Genomic DNA, 24,120 nt, shown 5'->3' on the forward strand with positions numbered 1-24,120 from the left:
TGTGAGGCAGGGTGGCGTGCCCTCGGCACGCCACCCCGGGCGCGCTTTCAGCCGATCTTGGTCAGGTTCCAGTTCTGCGCGGGGCCGCCGTTGGAGGACCACTGGATGACCGGGATTGCGTCCCCGCTCGCGTAGCCGTTGTCCAGGACCTTTCCGCTGTGCCGGTTGGTGAGCCGGAACGCACCCCCGCCCAGCGCGGCGACCGCCCACTGCTGGCCCTGACCGCCGCCGTCGGTGCGCTGGACCAGCACCGTGCCGTCGGAGGTGCTGCCGTTGTCGTCGAGGGCCTTTCCGCTGCGGACACAGACCAGCTTGTAGTAGCCGTGGCCCAGGTCGGTGACCGTCCACTGCTGGGGAGTGCCGCCGTTGGGGGCCCACTGGGCGACCTGGCCGCCCTCGGTGGTGGTGTTGGCGTTGTCGAGGGCCTTGCCGTTCTGCGCGCTGACCAGCCGGTAGACGCCGCCCGCGAGGACCGCCGGCATGCCGCTGACCTCCACGCAGACCACGGAGTCGTTCGCGTTGGGCGCCGTGGCCGGCACGCTGACGTTGATCTGGCCGCCGCTGACCGTGTAGGCGAGCGAAACCGAGGGATTGCTCATCAAGTAGACGCGGCTGATGGTGTTCTGGACCGCCGGGACCTGCAGGGTGCCGCCCGTCGGCCATGTGAAGACGTGGGCGAAGAGCTTGCCGTCCTTCTTGGTGATCCTGCCCCACGACGGCTCGACGGCGAAGGGGCTGCCGCTGGTCCCGTGGATGCTGTCGGCGTGGGTGGCCATCCAGGAAGCCAGCCCGGTCAGTACCGTCGTCGCTCCGGCGGTCACGGTGCCGTCGCCCTTGGGGCCGATGTTGAGCAGGTAGTTGCCGTCCCGGGAGACGACCGTGACCATCTCCTGGACGATGTCCTTCACCGGCCTGTAGTTGTTCTCGGCCCAGTCGGTGTAGCCCCACTGGCCGTTCATCGTGGCACAGGTCTCCCACGGCCGGTCCAGCGGCGTGACGGGCACGGTCTGCTCCGGGCAGGCGAAGTCCCCCAGGCCGAGGTCGCGCTTGACGCGTTCGTTCACGACGAGTCCGGGCTTGCGGGCCATCAGCCACCTGTAGAGGTCCTCGCCGTCGGCCTTGGTCCACCAGTCGGTGAGCGTGGGGGCGGCCGGGTTGGCGCACCAGTCGCCGTCGAACCACAGGACCGCCGGGTCGTAGCGGTCGAGCAGTTCCTGCAGCTGGGCCTTCATGTCGTTGATATAGGCGGTGCGGGCGGCCTGCGAGGACATGTCGGAGAAGAGGGTGCTCCGGTTGATGGTCTGGGAGGGGTGGCTCCAGTCCAGGATCGAGTAGTAGAGCCCGAACTTGACGCCCCGCTTCTCGCACTCGGTCTTCAGCTGGGCCAGCAGGTCGGGCTGGAAGCCCTTGTAGTCGTGCAGGTTGTACTGCTTGGTGCCGGTGGTGTCGGTGAAGCCCGCGACGTTGGAGTCCCACATCGCATAGCCCTCGTGGTGCTTGGCGGTGATCACGAGGTACTTCATGCCGGCGTTCTTGGCCAGTTCGGCGATGTTCGCGGCGTTGAAGCTCGCCGGGTTGAACGGGGTGGTCACCTGGGCCTGGTAGTCGGCCTTGTTCCAGTTCTCGCTGGAGAACGCCCACTCGCCGTGGCCGCGGTAGGAGTAGGACCCGAAGTGGATGAACATGCCGAACCTGGCCTGGTACCACCAGTCCAGCTTCGAGGGGACGCCGTACGCCTGGGCGGTGGCGGGCCACACGACCTGTGGGAGACCGAACGCCACGGCGCCGCCGGCGAGGGCGGCGGCCTTGATCAGGGAGCGTCGGCTGAGGGGGGAGGAGGACATCTTCGACTCCTGGAGAGTGAATGGGCAGGGGGAAGCGGTCTGTTCGGTGAGCGGGTGAGGGGGGGGGGGGGGGGCAGCGCACCGGGCGCTATGCGTCCACGACCAGGACGATGTCCAGCGTCCTGGGCCCGTGCACGCCCTCGACACGGTCCAGCTCGATGTCGCTGGTGGCCGAGGGGCCCGAGATGAGCGTGAGCGGCCGGCAGGGGTCGAGCCGGCTCAGCGCGTCGGGGACGTCGGGCACGATCTGGTCCGCCCGGACCACGCAGACGTGCTGGTCCGGCAGCAAGGTGAGGACCCTGCGCCCCTGGCCGGGTCCGTGGTCGAGGGTCACGGTGCCGGTGACGGCGATCGCGACGGCGACGGTGGTGACCACGGCGTCCGCCCCGTCGAGTTGCCCCACGGTCAGCGGCGGAGCGTCTTCCAGCCGCGTCCAGGGCCCTTCCGGGAGCAGGTCCTCGGGAAACCCGGGCGGCACCACCAGGGACCGGGCCCCGGTGCGGGCCAGCGCGCGCCCGACGGCCGCCGCCACACCGGCAGCGGGAACCCGGACCACCGTGGCGCGGTATTCGGCGGCGCGTTCGGCGAAGAGCCCGATGACGTCCGGTCCCGCGTGGTCGGCGCGCGGGTTGTCCGGGAGCGGTATGTCGTCGGGGTCCTCCGATCCGGGCACCCCGGCCAGGGCTGCCCGCACCGCGCTCAGTACGCTCTCGCGGTCGTTCATCCTCGTCCCTTCCCTTCCACCGTCGCGGAGCTGTCCGCATGCGCGGGTCTTCTCGTCCGGCGCCACCAGGCGCGGAACGTTTCCCTGGGCGGCACGGGTGTGTCACGGCTGGCGGACCAGCCGGCGAACGGACCCGGCAGGGCGCCGATCCGGCCGTCGCGGGCCACCAGCCGGGCCCCGAGGCCGGCGAGCTTCTGGGCCGCGGCCAATCGGCGCGGGGAGGACATGACGGCGCCCGCGGCCTTCATGGCGAGCGCCTCGACGGTGGGCAGGCGGCGGCCGCGCCGCCCTGCCTCCACGGCCTTCGCGCGCAGGTGGACCAGCACCTCCGGGATGTCGATCTTCACGGGGCAGGCGTCGTAGCAGGCGCCGCAGAGGGTCGAGGCGAAGGGCAGGGAGGCCGCCCCGCTTTTGATGTCACTGCCGATGCCGACGAGCTGCGGGGTCAGTACGGCGCCGATCGGGCCGGGGTAGACGGACCCGTAGGCGTGGCCGCCCGTGCGCTCGTACACCGGGCAGACGTTCAGGCACGCCGAGCAGCGGATGCAGGCGAGGGCCTGGCGGCCCACTTCGTCGGCCAGCGTCGCGGTGCGGCCGTTGTCGAGGAGGACCAGGTGGAAGTTCTGCGGGCCGTCGCCCTCGGTGACGCCGGTCCACAGGGAGGTGTACGGGTTCATGCGCTCGCCCGTCGACGAGCGGGGCAGGAGCTGGAGGAAGACGTCCAGGTCGGCGAAGGACGGCAGGACCTTCTCGATGCCCATCACGGTGATCAGCGTCTCGGGCAGGGTCAGGCACATCCGCCCGTTGCCCTCCGATTCCACCACCACGACCGTTCCGGTGTCGGCGGCGGCGAAGTTGGCGCCCGAGACGGCCACCTTGGCCCGCAGGAACTTCTCCCGCAGGTGGAGCCTGGCAGCCTCGGCGAGATCGCGGGGATCGTCGGAGAGCCCTTCGGGAGCCGGCCTTCCCCACTCCCCCATCTCGCGGCGGAAGATCTCCCGGATCTCGGAGCGGTTGCGGTGGATGGCCGGCACCAGGATGTGGGAGGGGCGGTCGCGGCCCAACTGGACGATGAGTTCTGCGAGATCGGTCTCGTAGGCGCGGATGCCGGCCTCGGCGAGCGCCTCGTTGAGGCCGATCTCCTGGGTCGCCATCGACTTGACCTTGACGACTTCGCTCTCGGCCGTATCGCGCACCAGGTCGGTGACGATGCGGTTGGCCTCCGCGGCGTCCGCCGCCCAGTGGACCACTCCGCCCGCGGCGGTCACGCTCTTCTCCAGGCGAAGAAGATGGTGGTCGAGGTGGCGCAGGGTGTGACGCTTGACGGCTGCCGCCGTCTCCCGCAGTTCCTCCCAGTCCTCCAGCTCCGCGGCGACCGCCAGCCGCTTGTCCCGGATGGTGCCGGTGGCCCGGCGCAGGTTCGCCCGCAGTTGGGTGTCCGCGAGCGCGGTACGCGCCGCCTGGGGAAAGGCCGGCGTGCCCAGCCATACGACGTTGTCGGCGCCGCTCACCGCGGGTCCCCTTCCGTGGAGGCCAGGATCTCGGCCAGGTGCATCGTTCCGACGCCGGTACGGAGGCGGGACAGGCCGCCGCCGATGTGCGTGAGACAGGAGTTGTCGCCCGCGGACAGGAACTCGGCCCCGGTGCCGAGGACATGGCGCATCTTGTCGGCGAGCATGGCGTTGGACACGTCCGCGTTCTTCAGCGCGAAGGTGCCGCCGAAGCCGCAGCAGGACTCGGCGTCGGGCAGTTCGACGAGGTCGATGCCCTTCACGGCGCGCAGCAGTGCGAGCGGCCGGTCGCCGACGCGGAGCATGCGCAGCGAGTGGCAGGTCGGGTGGTAGGTGACGCGGTGCGGGAAGTACGCGCCGACGTCGGTGACGCCGAGGACGTCGACGAGGAGTTCCGACAGCTCGTACACCGTCGGCGCCACTCGCTCGACCGCCTCGGTGAGGGCGGCGTCCCCGTACTGGGCGGCCACCACCCGGTGGTGGTCGCGCACCATGCCCGCGCAGGACCCGGAGGGGACGACGACGGCGTCGTAGCCCTCGAAGACCTCGGTGAAGCGGCCCACCATGGGCAGGGTCTCGGGCCGGTAGCCGGTGTTGAAGTGCATCTGGCCGCAGCACGTCTGGCCCTGCGGGAACTCGACGGTGTGACCGAGGCGTTCCAGCAGTGCGGTCACCGCCTGGCCGGTGCGGGGGAACATCGTGTCGTTGAAGCACGTGATGAAGAGGGCTATGCGCATGGGGTGTCCTGGGGCGGGGGGTCCTGTGGCGGGTCCGGGGGTTCCGTGATGGTCAGGCCGTAGGTCCGCACGGCCGTGCCGGTGAAGACCTCGTGGCGCTCGGCCGGGCTGAGTCCGTCCGTCATCTCTCCGGCGGCGGCGACGACTTGGGCGTAGGTGGCGGCGAGCCGGCAGACGGGCCAGTCGGAGCCGAACATCAGCCGCCCGGGGCCGAAGGCGTCCAGGACGGTGTCGGCGTACGGCCTCAGGTCATCGACCGTCCAGGAGTCCCAGTCGGCCTCGGTGACCATGCCCGAGAGTTTGCAGACGGTGTTGGGGAGCGCGGCGAGGCGCCCGATCCGCTCCGCCCAGGGTGCGAGTTCGCCGGACGCGATGGGCGGCTTGCCGAGGTGGTCGAGGACGAAGGTGAGGCCGGGAAGACGCTGCGCGGCGTCGATGGCGGCCTCGAGTTGGTGCGGCTGCACCACGAGGTCGTAGACGAGTCCGGCCTCGGCGACCGCGCTCAGGCCGCGCAGTGCCTCCGGGCGCACGAGCCAGCGGGGGTCCGGCTCGCCCTGCACCTGGTGGCGCATCCCCACCAGGTGCTCCCCACCGGAGCCGGCACGCAGCCCGGCGAGAGCGTCGGCGACGTCGGGTGCGGTCAGGTCGGTCCAGCCGACGACCCCGGCGACCAGGTCGCTGCGTGCGGCCATGGCCAGGAACTCGGGGGTCTCTTCCGCCGCGGTGACCGTCTGCACCAGCACGGTGGCGGTGACGCCGGCCGCGCGGGCCTGCGGTGTCAGGTCGGCGAGGGAGAAGTTCCGTCGCAGCGGGGCGAGTTCGGGCCCGGTGATCCAGTCCTGGTCGCGGACGGACAGGTCCCACACGTGGTGGTGGGCGTCCACGATTCCCGGCCCGTGGTCCACCCCGGTCACAGCTCCCACACCACCGGCAGCGTGGTGTCCGCGCCCTGCTCGGAGTAGTCGTGGACGACGTCCAGCAGCTCGGCCATCCGCGCCTGCCAGGCAATGTTGACCGGCAGCTTCTCCAGTGCGGCGATCATCGCCTGGTAGTCCTGGACCTCCAGTACGTGGAACAGGTCGGTGCCGCTGCGCCAGATGGTCCACTCGCTCACCCCCGCGGCGCGGATGGCGGCGGTCAGTTCCTCGGGCACCTGCCGGTGCGCGGCGTCGTACTCCTCGATGCGGTCGGCGCGGACCTTGGTGTGCAGGGCGACCTTCATGACGGCTCCTTCGGCGACGGGGTTTCCCCGATGGGTGCCGGGACGGGGACGGGGGTGTCCGGGTCCAGCAGGCCCTCGGCGCGCAGCTCGTCCCACAAGGCGTCCGGGATCGGGCGCCGCAGCTGCTCCACGGTGTCGCGCACCTCCTCGGGGGAACGGGCGCCGGTCAGGACGCTCGCCACGGACGGGTGACCGAACGGGAAGCGCAGCGCGGCGGCCCGCAACGGCACGCCGTGGCGCTCGGTGACCGCCAGCAGCCGCAGCGCCCGCTCGAGGACCGGCTGCGGAGCCGGCGCGTAGTCGTAGGTGGCTCCCGGCCGGGGGGCGGTCAGCAGCCCGGAGTTGAAGACTCCGCCGATGATGACGCTGCGGCCGCGGGCGGCCGCCTCCGGGAGCAGTTCGGCGAGCCCGTCCTGTTCCAGGAGGGTGTAGCGGCCGGCCAGGAGCACCACGTCGATGTCGGTCTCGCGCACGAAGCGGGCGGGCAGGGCGCACTGGTTCATACCGATGCCGATCGCCCCGACCACGCCTTCGCCGCGCAGCCGCTCCAGGGCCGGGTACGCCTCGCGCAGCGCCTGCTCGGCGTGGTCGTCGGGGTCGTGCAGCAGGGCGATGTCGACGCGGTCGAGGCCGAGGCGTTCCAGGCTCGCCTCGAGGGAGCGCAGCACTCCGTCGGCGGTGAAGTCCCAGACCCGGCGGTGGGTGGACGGGACGGCGAAGCCGTGGCCGAGGTCGTTTCCGGGGATGCCCCGCGGGTCCGGCTCGAGGAGCCGGCCCACCTTCGTGGAGAGGGTGTAGCTGTCGCGGGGGCGGCCCTGCAGGGCGGCCCCGAGCCGTCGTTCCGACAGGCCCAGTCCGTAGTGGGGGGCGGTGTCGAAGGTACGGACCCCGGCGTCCCAGGCCGCGTCCACCGTGGCGTGGGCGGCCTCGTCGGTGACCGGGCGGTAGAGGTTGCCGAGGGCCGCGCAGCCCAGGGCCAGCTCCGAGACCGTCACCGCGCCGCCGCCCAGCCCGGTGGTCCTCACGACTGGGCCGCCGGGCGCAGCCGCAGTCCCTGCATGCCGCCGTCCACGGCGAGCGCGGTGCCGGTGACGGACGCCGCGGCCGGACCGGCCAGGTAGACGATGGCGGCCGCCACCTCGTCGGCGGTCACCAGACGGCCCATGGGCTGGCGGGCGTTGAGCGCGGCCCGTTCGGCCTCGGGGTCGTCGGCGGCGTCGAGCAGCCGGGCGACCCACGGGGTGTCGGCGGTGCCGGGGTTGACGCAGTTGACGCGGATGCCCTCACGGACGTGATCGGCGGCCATGGCCAGGGTGAGGGACAGCACGGCGCCCTTGCTGGCGGAGTACAGGGCGCGCTGCGGCAGTCCGGCGGTGGCCGCGATGGAGCAGGTGTTGACCACGGACGCGTGTGCGGACCGGCGCAGGTGGGGCAGGGCGGCCCGGGTGGTGCGGACCATGCCGAGGACGTTGACGTCCAGGACGCGGTGCCACTGTTCGTCGGGGTTGTCCTCGACGTTGCCGGCGGCGCCGATGCCCGCGTTGTTGACGAGGATGTCGATGCCGCCGAGCCGCGTGGCCGCCTCCTCCACGGCGGCGCGTACGGAGGCGTCGTCGCTGACGTCGGCCTTGAGGCCGAGCAGCGGTTCGCTCACGCCTTCCGGATCGAGGTCGAGTACGGCGACGGCCGCGCCCCGCGCCGCCAGTGCGCGGGCCGTGGCGAGCCCGATACCGGACGCGCCGCCCGTGACGAGCGCCCTGAGGCCGGTCAGTTCGCTCATGCCAGTTCCTCCTGCGCGGCGCGGTCGGCCACCCAGAACGTGCCGTCCGGGTAGAGGTACTCGGCGATGGACTGCGCACGCATGGTGGCGGAGAAGCCGGGGGCGAGCGGGGCGGTGTAGTGGCCGTCCCGGATCACCACCGGATCGACGAAGTGCTGGTGGAGGTGGTCGACGTACTCGATGGCGCGGTCCTCGGTGCTTCCGGAGAGGGCCAGGTAGTCGAACATCGACAGGTGCTGCACCAGCTCGCACAGCCCCACTCCGCCGGCGTGCGGGCACACCGGGACACCGAACTTCGCGGCGAGCAGCAGGATCGCGAGGTTCTCGTTGACCCCGCCGACCCGCGCCGCATCGATCTGGAGGACATCGATCGCGCCGGCCTGGAGGAGCTGCTTGAAGACGATCCGGTTCTGCACGTGCTCGCCGGTGGCCACCTTCACGGGGCCGACGGCCCGCCGTACGGTCGCGTGGCCGAGTACGTCGTCGGGGCTGGTCGGCTCCTCGATCCAGTACGGGTCGAACTCGGCGAGCGCCTGGGTCCACCTGATCGCCTCGGGCACGTTCCACCGCTGATTGGCGTCGATGGCGATGCGGATGCCGTCACCTACGGCGCCGCGGGCGGCGCGCAGCCGCCGGATGTCGTCGCTCAGGTCGGCGCCGACCTTGAGTTTGATCTGTGTGAAGCCGTCGGCGACGGCCTGCTTGGCCAGCCGGGTGAGCTTTTCGTCGGTGTAGCCGAGCCAGCCCGGGGAGGTGGTGTAGCCGGGGTATCCGCGCTCCAGCAGGGTCGCCTCGCGTTCCGCGAGCCCCGTGCGGCCCTCGTGGAGGAGCGTGAGGGCGTCCTCGGGGGTGAGGGCGTCGGAGATGTAGCGGAAGTCGACCTGGGAGACCAGCCACTGCGGCGAGGCGTCGGCGAGCAGCCGCCACAGCGGCTTGCCCTCCCGCTTGGCCGCCAGGTCCCACACGGCGTTGACCACGGCGCCGATCGCCATGTGCATCACGCCCTTTTCGGGGCCGAGCCAGCGCAGCTGGCTGTCGCCGATCAGGTCGCGGCTGACCGATCCCGGATCGGCGCACAGCTCGTGGACGGAGCGGCCGATGACATGGGGTCGCAGTGCGTCGATCGCGGCGACCTGGACGTCGTTGCCGCGTCCGATGGTGAAGGTGAAGCCGTGTCCTTCGTGCCCGTCGCCGGCGTCGGTGCGCAGCACGACGTAGGCGGCGGAGTAGTCGGGGTCCGGGTTCATCGCGTCGGATCCGTCCAGTTCCCGTGAGGTGGGGAAGCGGATGTCGTAGGTGTCGACGGCGGTGATCCGGGCGGTGGTTGCAGTCAAGGTGGTGCTGCCTTTCACGCTTGGGCGAAGATCTGGCGCTGGCTGCCGAGGCCGTCGACGGAGAGCTCGACCGTGTCGCCGGGGCGGAGGTAGGGGGTGCCGGGAAGCCCCAGGGCCACGCCCGCGGGCGTACCGGTGTTGATCACGTCGCCCGGCTCCAGGACCATGTACTGGCTCAGGTACCACACGATGTGGTCGACGGTGAAGATCATGTTGCTGGTGTGACCGTCCTGCCGCTTCACGCCGTTGACGTTCAGGTGCAGGCCGAGGTCCTGCGGGTCGCCGGCCTCGTCGGCGGTGACCAGCCACGGGCCGAGCGGGTTGAAGGTTTCGCAGGATTTGCCCAGGTCCCACTGCGGTGAGTACTCCAGTTGGAATTCCCGCTCCGATACGTCGTTGCTGATCGCGTACCCGGCGATCACGGCCCGCGCGGCATCCGGTCCGTCCAGGTAGCGCGCCCGGCGGCCGATGACGACTGCGAGTTCGACCTCCCAGTCGGTCTTCACCGATCCACGGGGGATCAGTACCTCGTCGTTCGGGCCGACGACCGTGCCCGGGTCCTTCATGAACACCACCGGACGCGCGGGAAGCGCCGCGCCTGTCTCGGCGGCGTGATCGCGGTAGTTCAGGCCGACGCAGACGACCTTGCCTGGGCGGGTGACGGGCGGCCCGATGCGCAGGCCGTCCCGGTCCAGTTCGGGCAGCTCCCCCGCCGAGACCGCCGCGCGGGCCCGGTCGATCCCTCCGGAGGCCAGGAAGGCACCGTCGATGTCCCGGGTCACGGAGGAGAGGTCCAGCAGCCGACCGTCGTCGACGCGTACCGCCGGCCGCTCTTCACCTGGGGATCCGACTCGTAGCAGTTTCACCGGGCAGCTCCCTTGCCGGACAGGTTTCGGTTTCGTCTTGGGGATCGGCCGTACGGGCGGGCTACCTGAGGTGCGCCGGTACGGGCCGTTCGCCAGGGCTCCGGCCATCCGCACGGTCATTCATCGGATGTATCGCGGGCCACAGCGAACATAGACGCGGAGATCGCACCTGACAATGGATTCCTCGGATGTATTTCCTCGCCGTTGTCGACGGACACCCCCTTGGGGCGACTCTTCCGAAGCCGTCCGCACACGTCTCCCGAAACACCATCGCCTCGCGAGTAGTCGGACATAACACGGGGTCAGATGGGATCCGGCGCTACCGCAACGCCCCGCGGGACGAGGGCCCGTCCCATCAAGCCAGGCGCGCACTCTTGTCAACCTCGGCAACGTCGTCGTAACGTCCCGTCCGAGATACATCGGAGGAATGGCCGGATCATTCGGTGCGCCGTCCGGCGCCCCCCACCGCCTTCCACACGGCGCGTACGTCCCCCCGACCGTCGCCGCGCCCCCCGGACAAGGAGAGAAACACGGCAATGAAGCACACTCTCACCCGCTCCACCGCCGCAGCCGCCACCGCCGTCCTCGCGCTGCTGGGTCTCACCACCGCGTGCAACCGCGAGAGCCCCTCCTCGGCCGCCTCGGGAGGCGACAGGACTGCCATCGGCATCGACCTGCCCCGCTCCGACTCCGACTTCTGGAACTCCTACGCGCAGTACGTGAAGAACGGCATCAAGACCGACGGCATCAACGCGCTGCCGCTGAGCAACTCGCAGAACGACGTCACCAAGCTGGTCGCCAACGTGCAGGTGTTCCAGAACACGGGCGCCAAGGCCGTCGTCATGGCACCTCAGGACACCGGTGCCATCGCCTCGACCCTGGAGACCCTCGCGTCGAAGAAGATCCCGGTGGTCAGCGTCGACACCAGACCCGACAAGGGCGATGTCTACATGGTCGTCCGAGCCGACAACAAGGCATACGGCACCAAGGCGTGCGAGTTCCTCGGCAAGCAGCTGGGCGGCCAGGGCAAGGTCGCCGAGCTCCAGGGCGCCCTTGACTCCATCAACGGCCGCGACCGGTCCGAGGCGTTCGCGGAGTGCATGAAGACGAAGTTCCCGCAGATCAAGGTCTTCGAGCTGCCCACCGACTGGAAGGGCGACGTGGCCTCCGCCAAACTGCAGAGCCTGCTCGCGCAGCACCCGGACCTGAACGGCATCTACATGCAGGCGGGCGGTGTCTTCCTGCAGCCCACTCTCGCCCTGCTGGAGCAGAAGGGCCTGCTCCAGCCCGCCGGGCAGAAGGGCCACATCAGCATCGTCTCCAACGACGGCATCCCGCAGGAGTTCGACGCCATCCGCAAGGGCCGGATCGACGCCACCATCTCCCAGCCCGCCGACCTCTACGCCAAGTACGCGCTGTACTACGCCAAGGCCGCCGCCGAGGGCAAGACCTTCCAGCCGGGCACGACCGACCACGACTCCACCATCATCAAGCTGCCCAACGGCCTGGAGGACCAGCTCCCCGCTCCGCTGGTCACCAAGGACAACGTCGACGACAAGACCCTGTGGGGCAACAACGTCGGCTGATGGCCTACCGGCCCCGTCCCCGCGCGCGGTCGGGAACGGACGCCCCCCGTCCCCCGACCGCGGCCTCTCTCCGTAGCCCTGCAGCCCCGGGCGCACACACCCCCCCAGCCTCCTTACACGAAGGACGGTATGCACCATGGCGGACACCGCGACCGCCCCGGCGACCGGCCCCGGCACTCCGGCCCCGGTGGCCGAGGCGACCGGCATCAGCAAACGATTCGGCGCGACCGTCGCGCTGCGCGACGCCCGCATCACCATCGCCCCGGGCGAGTCGCACGCCCTCGTCGGACGCAACGGCGCCGGCAAGTCGACGCTCGTGTCCATCCTCACCGGCCTCCAGCAGCCCGACACCGGAGCCCTGCGCTTCTCGGGCGAACCGGCCCCCGCCTTCGGCGACATCGACGCCTGGCGCTCCCGCGTCGCCTGCGTCTACCAGCGCTCCACGATCATCGGTGAGCTGACCGTCGCCGAGAACCTCTTCCTGAACCGGCAGAGCGGCGCCCCGCTGCGGCCCATCCGCTGGAAGCGGCTGCGCCACCGCGCCGAGGAGCTCCTCGGCGAGTACGGCGTCGACGTCGACGTCGACGCCCGGGCTAGGGACCTCACCGTCGAGCAGCGGCAGTTCGTGGAGATCGCCCGGGCCCTGTCGTTCGGCGCCCGCTTCATCATCCTCGACGAGCCGACCGCGAAGCTCGACGGCCGCGGCATCGGCCGCCTCTTCGACAAGCTCCGCGACCTCCAGCGCCAGGGTGTCGCCTTCCTCTTCATCTCCCACCACCTGCAAGAGGTGTACGACCTCTGCGCCACGGTCACGGTCTACCGCGACGCGGCCCACATCCTCACCGCACCCGTCACCGAGCTCGGACAGACGGCCCTGGTCGAGGCCATGACCGGCGAGTCCTCCTCCACGGTCACCGCCACCGCGGGCCGCCCCCCGGGCACGCGGGCCGACGCGACGGAACTGCTGGCGATCGACGGTCTGACGCTGCCCGGTGCCTGCGAGGACATCTCCCTCTCCGTACGCTCCGGCGAGGTCGTCGGGCTCGCCGGCGCCACCGCCAGCGGCAACGTGCAGGTGGGTGAGGCGGTCGCCGGTCTGCACCGTGCCAAGGGCGGCCGGATCTCTGTCGGCGGCCAGGCCGTGCGCACCGGCAGTGTGCCGTCCGCGCTCACCGCCGGCGTCGGTCTGGTACCCGAGGACCGCCACCACCAGGGGCTGGTCGGCAATCGCAGCGTGGCGGAGAACGCGACGCTCACCGTCACCGACCAGCTCGGTCCGTTCGGCATCGTGCTGCCCGCCCGCACCAGGGCCTTCGCGCAGCGCGTGATCCGGGACCTCGACATCAAGACTCCCGGCGTCGCCACCCCGGTCTCCGCCCTCTCCGGCGGCAACCAGCAGAAGGTCGTCGTCGCCCGCGCCCTGGCCACCGATCCGCACGTGCTCGTGGCCATCCGCCCCACGAACGGTGTGGACGTCAAGTCCAAGGAGTTCCTGCTCGGCAGGATCCGGCAGGTCGCGGACGGCGGCAGAGCCGCGCTGATCGTCTCCGACGAACTGGACGACCTCAAGGTCTGCGACCGGGTCGTCGTCATGTTCCACGGGCGCGTGGTGGCCGAGTTCGACCACGGATGGAGGGACGAGGACCTCGTCGCCGCCATCGAGGGCGTCGCCGGCGATCCGGCTCCTGCCACCACGACTCCCACATTCGCCCTACCCACCTCATCCGCCTCATCCGGCGCAGACGAGCACGGAAGGTAGTCATGTCCGCCACCACAGATCTCACCGAGCCCGCACCGAGCACGGCGGTGCCGGCCGCGGCGGACGCCGCCCGCCACCGGGGCGGCCTCGGGCGCTTCCGTGAACTGTCCCTGGTCCCGGCGATCATCGTCCTGGGCCTGATCGGGTTCATCGTCTCGCCGGCCTTCCTCACCGCCGACAACCTGATCGGTGTGGCCCAGCAGTCCACCGAGCTGAGCCTGCTGGTGCTCGCCACGACCTTCGTCCTGATCGCCGGCCGGATGGACCTGTCCCTGGAGTCCACCATCGGCGTGGCTCCCGTCATCGCCGTGTGGCTGGTCCTGCCCACCAGTGGGGGCCGGTTCACCGGACTCGGCCTCTTCCCCGAGTGGATGGCGATCCCGCTCTGCCTGCTGGTCGGGGCGCTGATCGGTGCCGTCAACGGCTTCCTCATCCTCAAGCTGCGCCTCAACGGCTTCATCGTCACCCTCGGCGCCCTGACGATGCTCCGCGGACTGCAAGTCGCCCTCTCCGAAGGCCAGTCCATCGTCGAGCTGCCTTCGTCCTTCACCTACCTGGGCAGGGCGTCCTGGCTGGGCGTGCCCGCCGCGATCTGGGTGTGCGCGCTGCTCTTCGCGATCGGCGGCAGTGCGCTGGCCTGGCTCCGGCACGGCCGGGCACTGTACGCGATCGGCGGCAACGCCGAGGCCGCCCGCACTGCGGGGATCCGCGTCGACCGCACCGTGTGGGTCGTCCTCATCCTCGGCAGCGTTCTCGCAGCGTTCGCCGGTGTCCTCTACAGCGGGCACTACGGCTCCATCTCCGCCACACAGGGCAGCGGCTGGATCTTCCAGGTCTTCGCCGCGACCGTCATCGGCGGAGTCAGTCTCAACGGCGGCAAGGGTTCCGTTTTCGGCGCCCTCACCGGCGTCCTCACCCTCCAGCTCGTCGTCAACGTCATGACGCTGGCGGGCGTGCCGCCCCTGTGGAACCAGTTCCTCAATGGCGCCATCATCATTGTCGCCCTGGTCATCTCCCGGTTCGCGTCCGGTGAGAAGCAGGAATAGCCTCGTCCCGCAAGCGGCTCCGCAGGCCCCGGTCCGGGTCCGGCGGAGCCACCGCCCTGTACACACCCCGCACTGAGAGGCACGTTAGTGGCACTGACGGACGAGGCGATCGACAAGATCAAGGCGATGATCCTCGACGGCGAACTCGCTCCCGGCTCCCGTCTGCCCAAGGAGGAGATCCTCGCCGCGCAACTCGGCCTGTCCCGCAATTCGCTGCGCGAGGCCGTCCGGGCGCTGACGGCCATGCGGATCCTGATCACCCGTCAGGGCGACGGCACGTACGTTTCCAGCCTGGAACCCCATCTCCTGCTGGAGAGCCTTTCCTTCGCCGCCGACGTCTCCCAGGGCCACACGGCACTGCAACTGATCCAGGTGCGCCGACTGCTGGAACCGCAGGCGACCGGGCTGGCCGCTGCCCTGCTGACGCCGGAGGACCTCCAGGAACTGCGCGAGATCCTCGACAGGTCCCGGGCCGCCACCACCGTGGAAGAGTTCGTCGCCCACGACATCGCCTTCCACCTCAGGATCGTCGAAGCCGTCGGCAACCCCGTGCTGTCGATGCTTCTGCAGGTGCTCTCCACCCGCACCCAGCGCGTCCGCATCGTCCGCGGCAGCCGGACCCGTCACGCACTGGACAACGCCCACCAGGACCACGAGCAGATCCTCGGCGCGCTCCAGGCACGCGACGCCCTGCTGGCCACCGCCGCCACGACCGTCCACATCACGGCCGTGGAGCAGTGGCTTGCCGCCAGCCTGAGCGACGACCCGCTGCGAGCCATCGACGACTGACCCGGTCGCCCTTCTGCGAACCTAGTGCTGTGGCAGGCGGGCGGGATCGGCGATGATCTGCCGGACGGTCGACCACGCCGCGCCCAGCACCGGTCCGCGGCGCCCCAGGGCGGAGGGGCGCACCGCCTCCGGGTTCCAGGGCCGGACGGTGACCCGGGCGGCCAGCTCGGTGCGTACCGACGGGAGGAGCCAGTCGGCGAGTTCGGCGTAGGCGCCGCCCAGAACAAGGCCGTCCGGGTCGATCAGGTCCACCGCCGAGGTCAGGGCGAGGCCGAGGGCCCGGCCCGCGCGGTCCAGGGCTCGCAGGGCCGCCGCGTCCCCGGCGGCCGCCCGCTCGGCCAGGAGGGCCACCGGGTCGCCGACGTGCGCGAGCCCGGCCTCGCGCAGCACGGCCGCTTCGCCCGCGTACTGCTCCAGGCAGCCGCGTGCCCCGCAGGCGCAAGGGGCGCCCTCCGGATGGACGGGCAGGTGGCCGAGTTCGCCCGCGAAGCCGCGGGCGCCCCGGAACAGCTGCCCGCCGATGATCAGTGCGGCACCGATTCCGGCCTCGGCGGAGACGTGTACGAAGGTCTCGGCGGGGTTGCCCCGGTGCCACTGCTCGGCCAGCGCCCCGAGGTTGGCTTCGTTCTCCGGCTCGGGCGCGGTGTCGGGGTCGGGCCAGTGGTCGGCGGGGCGGACGGCTTGCCAGCCGAGGTTGGGGGCGTTCGCGATCAGTCCGCCCGGCTCGTTCGGCACCACCCCCGGCACGGCCAGGACGCGGCCCTCGACGCGCAGTCCCAGGGCCGCGGCCTCGGACTCCGCCTCGGCGCCCAGCGCGGCGGCCTCCGCCAGCACCTCTCCGGCCGGCCGGCCCGCGTTGGCCCGCTCCACCCGACGCCACACCCGGGGTTCACCGCGCAGGTCCACGACGCACGCGGCGAGATGGGTGACGCCGATCTCCAGGCCGAGGCCCGCGGGACCCCGGTCGTTCAGGAGCAGTGCCCGTCCGGGGCGGCCGACGCGTCCGCTGGGCGCGGTCTCCGTCTCGGTCAGCGCGCCACGGCCGATGAGCTCGTCGACCAGGGAGGAGACGGCCGGCCTGGTCAGGCCCGTGTGGCCGGCGACGTCCGCCCGGGAGAGCGGACCGTGCGCGGCGACCGCACCGATCACCACCGCAAGGTTCTGCCGGCGCATGCCCTGCTGCGAGGCGGGCACGGCCTCCGCGCCCCCGCTCGCCCTGCCGATCCCCGCCATTGGGCCGACCCTCCTATCGTTCTGCCGGCGGGAGCTCCTGCAAGGCCCGCGCCCGCCGCAGCGTACTGGTGATCCGTTCGAGCGTGTCGTCGTCACGGCGTACGGGGTCCAGTACCCGGCCCTCGGCGGTCCGCCAGCGCCGGGCGACGGCGTCGGCGGGCTCACCGGTGAGCAGTGCGGCGGCCTGGGCGGCGGCCCCGAGCGCGACCAGTTCCTGTGCCGCGGGTACCTGGACCGCTCGGCCGGACAACCGCAGGACGGTCCGCTGCCAGGCCCTGCCGCGGGCTCCGCCGCCGATCAGCAGCAGCGGTTCTTCGGGGGCGGGGTTCTCGCCTCCGGCACGCAGTACGTCGTCCAGGGCCACGAGCAGGGCGTGGGCGGCGCCGTCGTAGGCGGCCTGGAGCACCTGTCCGGGCGTGGTGTCGTGGCGCAGGCCGTGGACCAGGCCGGAAGCGCCCGGGAGGTCCGGCGTGCGCTCGCCGTCCAGATAGGGAAGGACCACCACCGTGCCACCCGCCTCGACGTCCTCGCGGTCGCGTCCGACCAGGGCTGCGAAGCGGTCGACGGCGAGGGTGCAGTTGAGCGTGCAGGCGAGCGGCAGCCAGCCGCCGAGGGCATCGGCGAAGCCGGCGACGGTTCCGCTCGGGTCGGTGGGCCGGGTCCGGCCGACGGCGTAGACGGTGCCGGAGGTACCGAGGCTCAGCACCGGGCGTCCGGGGGTCAGGCCCAGCCCGAGGGCGGCGGCCATGTTGTCACCGGTCCCGGTGGCCACCAACGCGCCCTCGCGCAGTGGCGTCCCGGCCCGGACGGTGCCCGCGAGGGCGCCCGGCGGGAGGACCTGTGGCAGCAGCCCGTGGTCGAGGCCGATCCGGTCGAGGACGTCCTGGTCGTAGCCGTCCGGGCCCCACCAGCCGGTCCCCGAGGCGTCACCGCGGTCCGTCACCGCCTCACCGGTCAGCCGCTCCGTCAGGAAGTCGTGGGGAAGCCGGACGGCCGCGACGCGGTCGGCGGCGGCAGGCTCGTTCGCGCGCAGCCAGGCCCACTTGGCGGCCGTGAAGGCGGCCGTCGGGACGCTGCCGGTACGGCGGGCGAGCTCGGCCGGGCCGAACGCGGCTCCGAGTCCGGCGGCCTGCGGGGCGGAGCGGACGTCGTTCCACAGCAGCGCCGGGCGCACCGGCCCGCCTGCCCCGTCGAGGGTGACCAGGCCGTGCTGCTGGCCGGCGATCGAGCAGGCCGCTGCGCGATCCGCCCAGCCGGTGGCCGCCACGGCCTCGCCGAGCGCCCCCCACCACTGTTCGGGGTCGCTCTCGCGTCCGGCGCCGGCGCTGACGGCGTGCGAGGCGCGGCCCTCGCCCAGGACGGCGCCGGTTTCCAGGTCGACGGCGAGGGCCTTGGTGGACTGGGTCGAGCTGTCGACACCGATCACGACACGCTGAGCAGACATGCGTTCCTCCGGTGGGGTTCCTTCTGGCGTCCCGGCATACTAATTTGTTTTTCGTCATTACAAATAGCCCTCGGCCTGATCCGGAGCGCCCCATGACCAGCGACCCGCTCGTTCCCACCCCCGCGCACAGGTTCACCTTCGGCCTGTGGACCGTCGGCTGGCAGGGGCGGGACCCCTTCGGCGACGCCACCCGGCCCGCCCTCGACCCCGTCGAGAGTGTGGAGCGGCTGGCCGAGCTCGGCGCCTACGGCGTCACGTTCCACGACGACGACCTGATCCCCTTCGGCTCCGGCGACGCCGCCCGCGAGCAGGCGGTCAAGCGGTTCCGTACCGCCCTCGACACGGCCGGGCTGAAGGTGCCGATGGCCACGACGAACCTCTTCACCCACCCGGTGTTCAAGGACGGCGCCTTCACCGCCAACGACCGGGACGTGCGCCGGTACGCGCTGCGCAAGACCATCCGCAACATCGACCTGGCCGTGGAACTCGGCGCCGAGGTCTACGTCGCCTGGGGCGGCCGCGAGGGCGCGGAGTCGGGCGGGGCCAAGGACGTGCGCACCGCCCTCGACCGGCTGAAGGAGGCCTTCAACCTGCTGGGCGAGTACGTCGAGAACCAGGGCTACGACCTGCGCTTCGCGATCGAACCCAAGCCCAACGAGCCGCGCGGCGACATCCTGCTGCCCACCATCGGCCACGCCCTGGCGTTCATCAACGAGCTGGACCGGCCCGACCGGGTCGGCCTCAACCCGGAGGTCGGCCACGAGCAGATGGCCGGGCTGAACTTCCCGCACGGCATCGCCCAGGCCCTGTGGCACGGCAAGCTGTTCCACATCGACCTCAACGGCCAGACCGGCATCAAGTACGACCAGGACCTGCGCTTCGGCGCGGGCGACCTGCGCCAGGCCTTCTGGCTGGTGGACCTGCTGGAGTCGGCCGGCTACGACGGCCCCCGCCACTTCGACTTCAAGCCGCCGCGCACCGAGGACTCCGCCGGCGTCTGGGCCTCGGCGGCCGCCTGCATGCGCAACTACCTGCTCCTGGCTGAGCGTTCCCGCGCCTTCCGGTCCGATCCGCAGGTCCGGGCCGCGCTCGCCGCCTCCCGACTGCCCGAACTGGCCCTGCCCACCGCCGAGGACGGCCTGGCCGGGTTGCTGGCCGACCGGTCCGCCTTCGACGAGTTCGACGTGGATGCCGCCGCCCGCCGCGGCATGGCCTTCGAGCAGCTGGACCAGCTCGCCCTCGAACACCTCCTCGGGGCCCGCTGAGCCGACGCCCGCTGAGCCGGTGCGCGCAGGAGCCGGGCCGTGGGGTTCCACGGCCCGGCTCCGCCACGCCTTAAGAGGCCGGCGCCTTCGCGCCGGCCGCCCGCCTCAGGCCGGGTGGGCGAAGTCGGCCTCCAGAGTGCCGGCGGGCCGGGCGTGGACGGTCCCGTCCGGCCCGCCGAACCGGAGCTGCCAGGGATGCGGGCTGTCGGTGGTCACGTGGAGCCGGTCACCACGGCGGCTCAGGTGGAAGCGGGCCGCCTCGCCGGGGCCGTCGGAGCGCGGGATCACCACGGTGCGCTCGGCGCCGTCGGCAAAGGCGTGCACCCGCAGCTCTACGCCGTCCGCCCAGGCGGAGACCGGGCGCTGGTCCTCGGCGCCGAGCGGGATGACGGAGTCGGGGCGGGCCAGCAGCGGCAGGGTGTGGAAGCCGTGCTGTTCGCGGACCCAGCGGGGACCCTTGATCCGGGCGCCGGTCAGAACGTTAGTCCACGTCCCTTCCGGCACGTAGTACTCGACCGTGCCGTCGTCGGTGAAGACCGGAGCGACGAGCAGGTCGTCGCCGAGCATGTACTGCCGCTCCAGCGCGGCCGTGGCGGGGTCGTCGGGGAATTCCAGCACCATGGCGCGCATGACGGGGATGCCGGTGGCGTGGGCCTGTTGGGCGGCGCGCTGGAGGTACGGGGCGAGGCGGTGCTTCAGCAGGGTGAACTCCCTGGTGACCTCGACGGCCTCCTCCCCGTAGTCCCACGGGACGCGGTAGGACTTGCTGCCGTGCAGCCGGCTGTGCGAGGAGAGGAGGCCGAACTGCACCCAGCGCTTGAAGACGGTGGGGGTCGGGGTGCCCTCGAAGCCGCCGATGTCGTGGCTCCAGAAGCCGAAGCCTGACATGCCCAGGGAGAGCCCGCCGCGCAGCGACTCGGCCATGGCGTTGAAGTGGGATTCGCAGTCGCCGCCCCAGTGCACCGGGTACTGCTGGCCGCCGACCGTGGCGGAGCGGGCGAAGAGCAGTGCCTCGCCCTCGCCGCGCTCCGCCCGCAGCAGGTCGAAGACGGCCTCGTTGTAGAGGTGGGTGTAGTAGTTGTGCATCCGCTCGGGGTCGGAGCCGTCGTGCCAGACGACGTCCGTGGGGATGCGCTCGCCGAAGTCGGTCTTGAAGCAGTCCACGCCCTGGTCCAGCAGCGTCTTCAGCTTGCCGGTGTACCAGTCGCGGGCGGCCGGGTTGGTGAAGTCCACCAGGGCCATGCCGGGCTGCCACAGGTCCCACTGCCACACGCTGCCGTCCGGGCGCCGCACCAGGTAGCCCTCGCGCACGCCTTCCTCGAACATCACCGACTGCTGCGCGATGTACGGGTTGATCCAGGCGGAGATCCGCAGTCCCTGCTGCCCGAGTCGGGCGAGCATGCCGACCGGGTCGGGGAAGGTGTCGGAGTCCCATTCGAAGTCGCACCACTGGTAGGCGCGCATCCAGAAGCAGTCGAAGTGGAAGACGCTCAGCGGGATGCCGCGCTCGGCCATGCCCGCGACGAAGCGGTTGACGGTGGCCTCGTCGTAGTCGGTGGTGAACGAGGTGGTCAGCCACAGGCCCAGCGCCCAGGCCGGGGGCAGGGCCGGACGGCCGGTGAGCGCGGTGTAGCGCTCCAGGATCTGCTTCGGGGTCGGGCCGTGGACGACGAAGAACTCCAGCGACTGGTCCTCGACGCTGAACTGCACGTGGCCGACCGACTCGGAGCCGACCTCGTAGCTGACCTTGCCGGGGTGGTTGACGAAGACGCCGTAGCCCCGGTTGGTCAGGTGGAAGGGGATGTTCTTGTACGCCTGTTCGCTGCTGGTGCCGCCGTCGGCCTGCCAGATGTCCACGACCTGCCCGTTCTTGACGAACGGCGTGAACCGCTCCCCCAGGCCGTAGACCAGCTCTCCTACGCCCAGCGAGAGTTGGCCGAGCATGAAGTGCCGCCCGGTGTCGTCGGTGACGAAGCCGGTACCGCGTTCGCCGACGGAGGTCAGCACCTGCCCGCCGGCGGTGAACTCCAGGCGCCACGGCTGTGAGGTGTCCACCCGCAGCGACAGCTCACCCGCACTGAGCTCGACCACCGGGCCGTCCCGGTGCACCTTCCCGCTCCCCTCCTGCGCGCCGGGCAGTGCGAAATCCGGGCCGCGCCGCACCGAACCGGCGTGGTGGGTGACGCGCACCCCGATGACACCCTCGGCCGGCGACCAGCAATCGACCGTCAGGAGCGCGCTGTTGAGCATGCCACCGCGGCTGCGCACGTGCTTCACCGGCGCGTGGAGGGTCATCCGGTGCTCGTCGGCCCGGACGTCCGCGACCTCGGCGGCGTAACGCGCGGTGACGCCCGGGCGCATCAGCCAGTAGCCATCGGTGAACTTCATCGGGTGGTTTCCTCCGTCCGCGCTCGGTGCGCGGTGATCAGGGCCCGGAACCAGTGGTAACTGTCCTTGGGCGTTCGGGTCAGCGTGTCGTAGTCGACGTGGACCAGGCCGAAGCGCTGGCCGTAGCCGCGCGCCCACTCGAAGTTGTCCAGCAGCGACCAGACGTAGTAGCCGCGCACGTCCACGCCCGCCGAGACCGCCTCCGCGACGGCGGCGAGGTGGTCCGCCAGGTAGTCGGTCCGCGCGGTGTCATGGACCCGGCCGTCGGGACCGACGGCATCGGCCTCGGCGGAGCCGTTCTCGGTGATCCAGACCGGCGGAAGCCTCGGGTAGCGGGCGTGGAGTGCGCGCAGCAGTTCGGTCAGCGCCTCCGGGACGACGGGCCAGCCCATGGTGGTGAGCCGCGTACCGTACGGGTCCAGCTCTCTGACGCCGATGTCCGTGGCAGTGCGCAGTTCGAGGTCGTCCGTGCGGTGGGGGGCTGCGGCGACGGTGATCGGGCGGTAGAAGTTGACTCCGAGGAAATCGAGCGGCGCGCCGATCAGCTCCAGGTCGCCCGGCAGTCGCCAGGGGCCGTCGGCGAGGCCGGCCCAGGTCCCGGCCTCGTGCGCCGGGTAGCGTCCGGCGAGCAGCGGCTCGGTCCAGACCTCGTTGTGGAGGACTTCGGCGCGGCGCAGGGCGGCGCGGTCCCCGGGAAGGGCGGAGGCGGTGTGGATGCGGTCGAGGTTGAGTGCGATCCCGACCTCCCGGGCGCCCGCCGCACGCAGCTCCCGGACCGCGAGGCCGTGGGCGACCAGCAGGTGGTGGGCGGCGGCGAGCGCGCCCCGGCCCTTCTGGGCGCCGGGTGCGTGGCGCCCCTCGGCGTACCCGGCGAAGGCGGAACAGTAGGGCCCGTTGAGGGTGATCCACCGCTCCACCCGGTCCCCGTAGCGCTCGACCGCGAGGGCCGCGTACTGCGCGAAGGCCTCGGCGGTCTCCCGGACCCGCCAGCCGCCCCGGTCCTCCAGGGTCTGGGGCAGGTCCCAGTGGTAGAGGGTGACGGCGGGGGCGACTCCGGCGGCCGGCAGATCGTCGATCAGGCGGTCGTAGAAGTCGAGCCCCTTGGGGTTGGCCGGTCCGGTGCCCCGGGGCAGCAGGCGGGGCCACGCGATCGAGAAGCGGTAACTGTCCACGCCGAGCCCGCGCATCAGGGCGACGTCCTGCGGGTGGCGGTGGTAATGGTCGCACGCCGTGTCGCCGGTGGCTCCGTCGAGCGTACGGCCGGGCGTGTGGCTGAAGGTGTCCCAGATGGACGGGCCGCGGCCGTCCTGGTCGTGGGCGCCCTCGATCTGGTAGGCGGCGGTCGCGGCACCGAAACGGAACCCGGCGGGCAGTTCCGGGAAGTCCGGGGTGGTCATGGGCGGTATCTCACGGGTCGGTCGGGCTCCTCGGTCTCGGGGGTGCGGGGCTCGGTGCGCGGGGCGCGGGGCGCGGGCGGCCAAGCGGGCTGCTCGGCCCGCGGGGCGCCCTCGCGCGCTCTGCCGGTCCGGTGGTGCGGGGCGGGTCAGAGCTCCGGCGCCAGGCCGCGCTCGCGCAGCCAGGCCAGCTGGACGGGCGGGTTGGAGCCGAGGCCGCCGCCATGGTCGCCGAACGGCCACACGGTCATGGTGCGGTCCACGCCCGCGTAGTGGTTGAAGGCGGCGTAGACCGTGGAGGGCGGGCAGATCGGATCCATCAGGGCCACGCTGAACAGCGTCGGCGCGGTGGCCCGCCGGGCGAAGTGGACGCCGTCGAAGTGGTCGAGGGTGGCGAAGGCCGGCTCCACGCGGTGACGGCTGTGCCAGCGCAGGTACTTGGCGATCTCCTGGTACGGGCCTTCGCCGCAGATCGCGGTGGCGCGGCGGAAGTGGCACAGGAACGGGACGTCCGGCATCGCGGCCGCCACGCGGTCCCCGGCGAGACCGGCGACGGCGAGCGCCAGACCGCCCCCCTGGCTGCCTCCGGCCACCACGATCCGACGGCTGTCGAGTCCGGGCAGCTCGGCGACCACGTCCACGGCTCGCACGCAGTCGGTGATCAACCGCCGGTAGTAGTAGTCGTCGGGAGAGTCGATGCCGCGGGTCATGAACCCCTCGACCCACTGCGTGCCGTCGCCCGCGCCCCGGTCCGGGGTGTCGTGGCCCTGACCCCGGCTGTCGACGACGAGTTGGGCGTAGCCGGCGGCGGACCAGAACAGGTGGTCGGTGGGCAGTCCGCGACCGCCGCTGTAGCCGATGTAGGTGATGACGACCGGAAGCGGTCCGGCCGCGTCGCGCGGGCGCAGCAGCCAGGCGGCCACCGGTTCGCCGTTCCAGCCGGGGAAGCGCACGTCGTCGACCTCGACGGTGTGCAGCATGTGCTGGGCGGTGACCCGCTCCACCTTGATCGCCCCGTCGTGTGACCGGGCTTCGGCGAGGGTACGCCGCCAGAAGTCGTCGAAATCTGTCGGATCGGACAACTCGGGGCGGTAGTCGATGAGTTCGTCCGCGCCGAGGTCTGTGAGCGGCATGGGGGCTTCCTCCGGTCGGAGAGGTGACGGGGTGACGGGGTGACGCGGTGACGCGGTGACGGAGC

At 71.7% G+C, this 24,120-nt stretch carries 20 protein-coding genes; 5 read left to right on the forward strand and 15 right to left on the reverse strand.

The features are described 5' to 3' along the window. Positions 1-47 precede the first annotated feature (47 nt). The 10 genes from OHU74_RS01380 to OHU74_RS01425 all read right to left on the reverse strand — a co-directional run bounded on the left by OHU74_RS01380 (position 48) and on the right by OHU74_RS01425 (position 10,018). A complete protein-coding gene (locus tag OHU74_RS01380; RefSeq protein WP_371614145.1) occupies positions 48-1,844 on the reverse strand; it encodes an alpha-L-fucosidase in 1,797 nt (598 codons plus the stop codon). 88 nt (positions 1,845-1,932) lie between these two features. Next, complete coding sequence (locus OHU74_RS01385; RefSeq protein WP_371614146.1) at positions 1,933-2,568, reverse strand: lactate utilization protein C; 636 nt, start codon at positions 2,566-2,568, stop codon at positions 1,933-1,935. Next, complete coding sequence (locus OHU74_RS01390) at positions 2,565-4,079, reverse strand: LutB/LldF family L-lactate oxidation iron-sulfur protein (protein ID WP_371614147.1); 1,515 nt, start codon at positions 4,077-4,079, stop codon at positions 2,565-2,567. Before OHU74_RS01390 ends, OHU74_RS01385 begins: the two co-directional genes overlap by 4 nt. Next, a complete protein-coding gene (locus OHU74_RS01395; protein ID WP_371614148.1) occupies positions 4,076-4,816 on the reverse strand; it encodes a (Fe-S)-binding protein in 741 nt (246 codons plus the stop codon). Before OHU74_RS01395 ends, OHU74_RS01390 begins: the two co-directional genes overlap by 4 nt. Further along, positions 4,807-5,730, reverse strand: a complete 924-nt coding sequence (locus OHU74_RS01400; protein ID WP_371614149.1) for an amidohydrolase — start codon at positions 5,728-5,730, stop codon at positions 4,807-4,809. Before OHU74_RS01400 ends, OHU74_RS01395 begins: the two co-directional genes overlap by 10 nt. After that, a complete protein-coding gene (locus OHU74_RS01405) occupies positions 5,727-6,038 on the reverse strand; it encodes an L-rhamnose mutarotase (protein ID WP_371614150.1) in 312 nt (103 codons plus the stop codon). The genes OHU74_RS01400 and OHU74_RS01405 overlap by 4 nt, the downstream gene beginning before the upstream one ends. Next, positions 6,035-7,063 carry an aldo/keto reductase gene (locus tag OHU74_RS01410; RefSeq protein ID WP_371614151.1) on the reverse strand — a complete coding sequence of 343 codons (1,029 nt, stop codon included), beginning with the start codon at positions 7,061-7,063 and terminating at the stop codon, positions 6,035-6,037. Before OHU74_RS01410 ends, OHU74_RS01405 begins: the two co-directional genes overlap by 4 nt. Then, complete coding sequence (locus OHU74_RS01415) at positions 7,060-7,818, reverse strand: SDR family NAD(P)-dependent oxidoreductase (RefSeq protein WP_371614152.1); 759 nt, start codon at positions 7,816-7,818, stop codon at positions 7,060-7,062. Before OHU74_RS01415 ends, OHU74_RS01410 begins: the two co-directional genes overlap by 4 nt. Beyond that, a complete protein-coding gene (locus OHU74_RS01420; RefSeq protein WP_371614153.1) occupies positions 7,815-9,152 on the reverse strand; it encodes an L-fuconate dehydratase in 1,338 nt (445 codons plus the stop codon). Before OHU74_RS01420 ends, OHU74_RS01415 begins: the two co-directional genes overlap by 4 nt. Positions 9,153-9,166: 14 nt before the next feature. Further along, positions 9,167-10,018: a fumarylacetoacetate hydrolase family protein gene (locus OHU74_RS01425; protein ID WP_371614154.1), complete on the reverse strand. Its 852-nt coding sequence runs from the start codon at positions 10,016-10,018 to the stop codon at positions 9,167-9,169. Between the two features lie 536 nt (positions 10,019-10,554). Between OHU74_RS01425 and OHU74_RS01430 the strand changes: the two genes are divergently transcribed. The 4 genes from OHU74_RS01430 to OHU74_RS01445 all read left to right on the forward strand — a co-directional run bounded on the left by OHU74_RS01430 (position 10,555) and on the right by OHU74_RS01445 (position 15,198). Next, positions 10,555-11,604 (forward strand): sugar ABC transporter substrate-binding protein, encoded by a 1,050-nt coding sequence (locus OHU74_RS01430; protein ID WP_371614155.1) that lies wholly within the window; start codon positions 10,555-10,557, stop codon positions 11,602-11,604. 136 nt (positions 11,605-11,740) lie between these two features. Beyond that, positions 11,741-13,363 (forward strand): sugar ABC transporter ATP-binding protein, encoded by a 1,623-nt coding sequence (locus OHU74_RS01435; RefSeq protein WP_371614156.1) that lies wholly within the window; start codon positions 11,741-11,743, stop codon positions 13,361-13,363. Positions 13,364-13,365: 2 nt separating this feature from the next. Next, a complete protein-coding gene (locus OHU74_RS01440) occupies positions 13,366-14,409 on the forward strand; it encodes an ABC transporter permease (protein ID WP_371614157.1) in 1,044 nt (347 codons plus the stop codon). An 87-nt stretch (positions 14,410-14,496) separates the two neighbouring features. After that, positions 14,497-15,198, forward strand: coding sequence for a FadR/GntR family transcriptional regulator (locus tag OHU74_RS01445; RefSeq protein WP_371614158.1), 702 nt, complete (start codon positions 14,497-14,499; stop codon positions 15,196-15,198). Positions 15,199-15,219: 21 nt separating this feature from the next. On the opposite strand, the gene OHU74_RS01450 is transcribed toward OHU74_RS01445, so the two are convergent. Continuing rightward, complete coding sequence (locus OHU74_RS01450) at positions 15,220-16,431, reverse strand: ROK family protein (protein ID WP_371614159.1); 1,212 nt, start codon at positions 16,429-16,431, stop codon at positions 15,220-15,222. Positions 16,432-16,444: 13 nt separating this feature from the next. Continuing rightward, a complete protein-coding gene (xylB, locus tag OHU74_RS01455) occupies positions 16,445-17,875 on the reverse strand; it encodes a xylulokinase (RefSeq protein WP_371614160.1) in 1,431 nt (476 codons plus the stop codon). Between the two features lie 92 nt (positions 17,876-17,967). Between xylB and xylA the strand changes: the two genes are divergently transcribed. After that, on the forward strand, positions 17,968-19,140 hold the full coding sequence (gene xylA, locus OHU74_RS01460; RefSeq protein WP_330300520.1) for a xylose isomerase: 1,173 nt from the start codon (positions 17,968-17,970) through the stop codon (positions 19,138-19,140). A gap of 105 nt (positions 19,141-19,245) precedes the next feature. Here xylA and yicI read toward each other — a convergent pair whose 3' ends face one another. From yicI to OHU74_RS01475, 3 genes are all read right to left on the reverse strand, one after another. After that, positions 19,246-21,528: an alpha-xylosidase gene (yicI, locus tag OHU74_RS01465; RefSeq protein WP_371614161.1), complete on the reverse strand. Its 2,283-nt coding sequence runs from the start codon at positions 21,526-21,528 to the stop codon at positions 19,246-19,248. After that, positions 21,525-22,925: a GH1 family beta-glucosidase gene (locus tag OHU74_RS01470; RefSeq protein WP_371614162.1), complete on the reverse strand. Its 1,401-nt coding sequence runs from the start codon at positions 22,923-22,925 to the stop codon at positions 21,525-21,527. The genes yicI and OHU74_RS01470 overlap by 4 nt, the downstream gene beginning before the upstream one ends. 146 nt (positions 22,926-23,071) lie before the next feature. Next, positions 23,072-24,055 carry an acetylxylan esterase gene (locus OHU74_RS01475; RefSeq protein ID WP_371614163.1) on the reverse strand — a complete coding sequence of 328 codons (984 nt, stop codon included), beginning with the start codon at positions 24,053-24,055 and terminating at the stop codon, positions 23,072-23,074. Between the last annotated feature and the right edge of the window lie 65 nt (positions 24,056-24,120).

Origin of the sequence: Streptomyces sp. NBC_00454, from assembly GCF_041434015.1 — a bacterium.
Classification (GTDB): Bacteria; Actinomycetota; Actinomycetes; order Streptomycetales; family Streptomycetaceae; genus Streptomyces.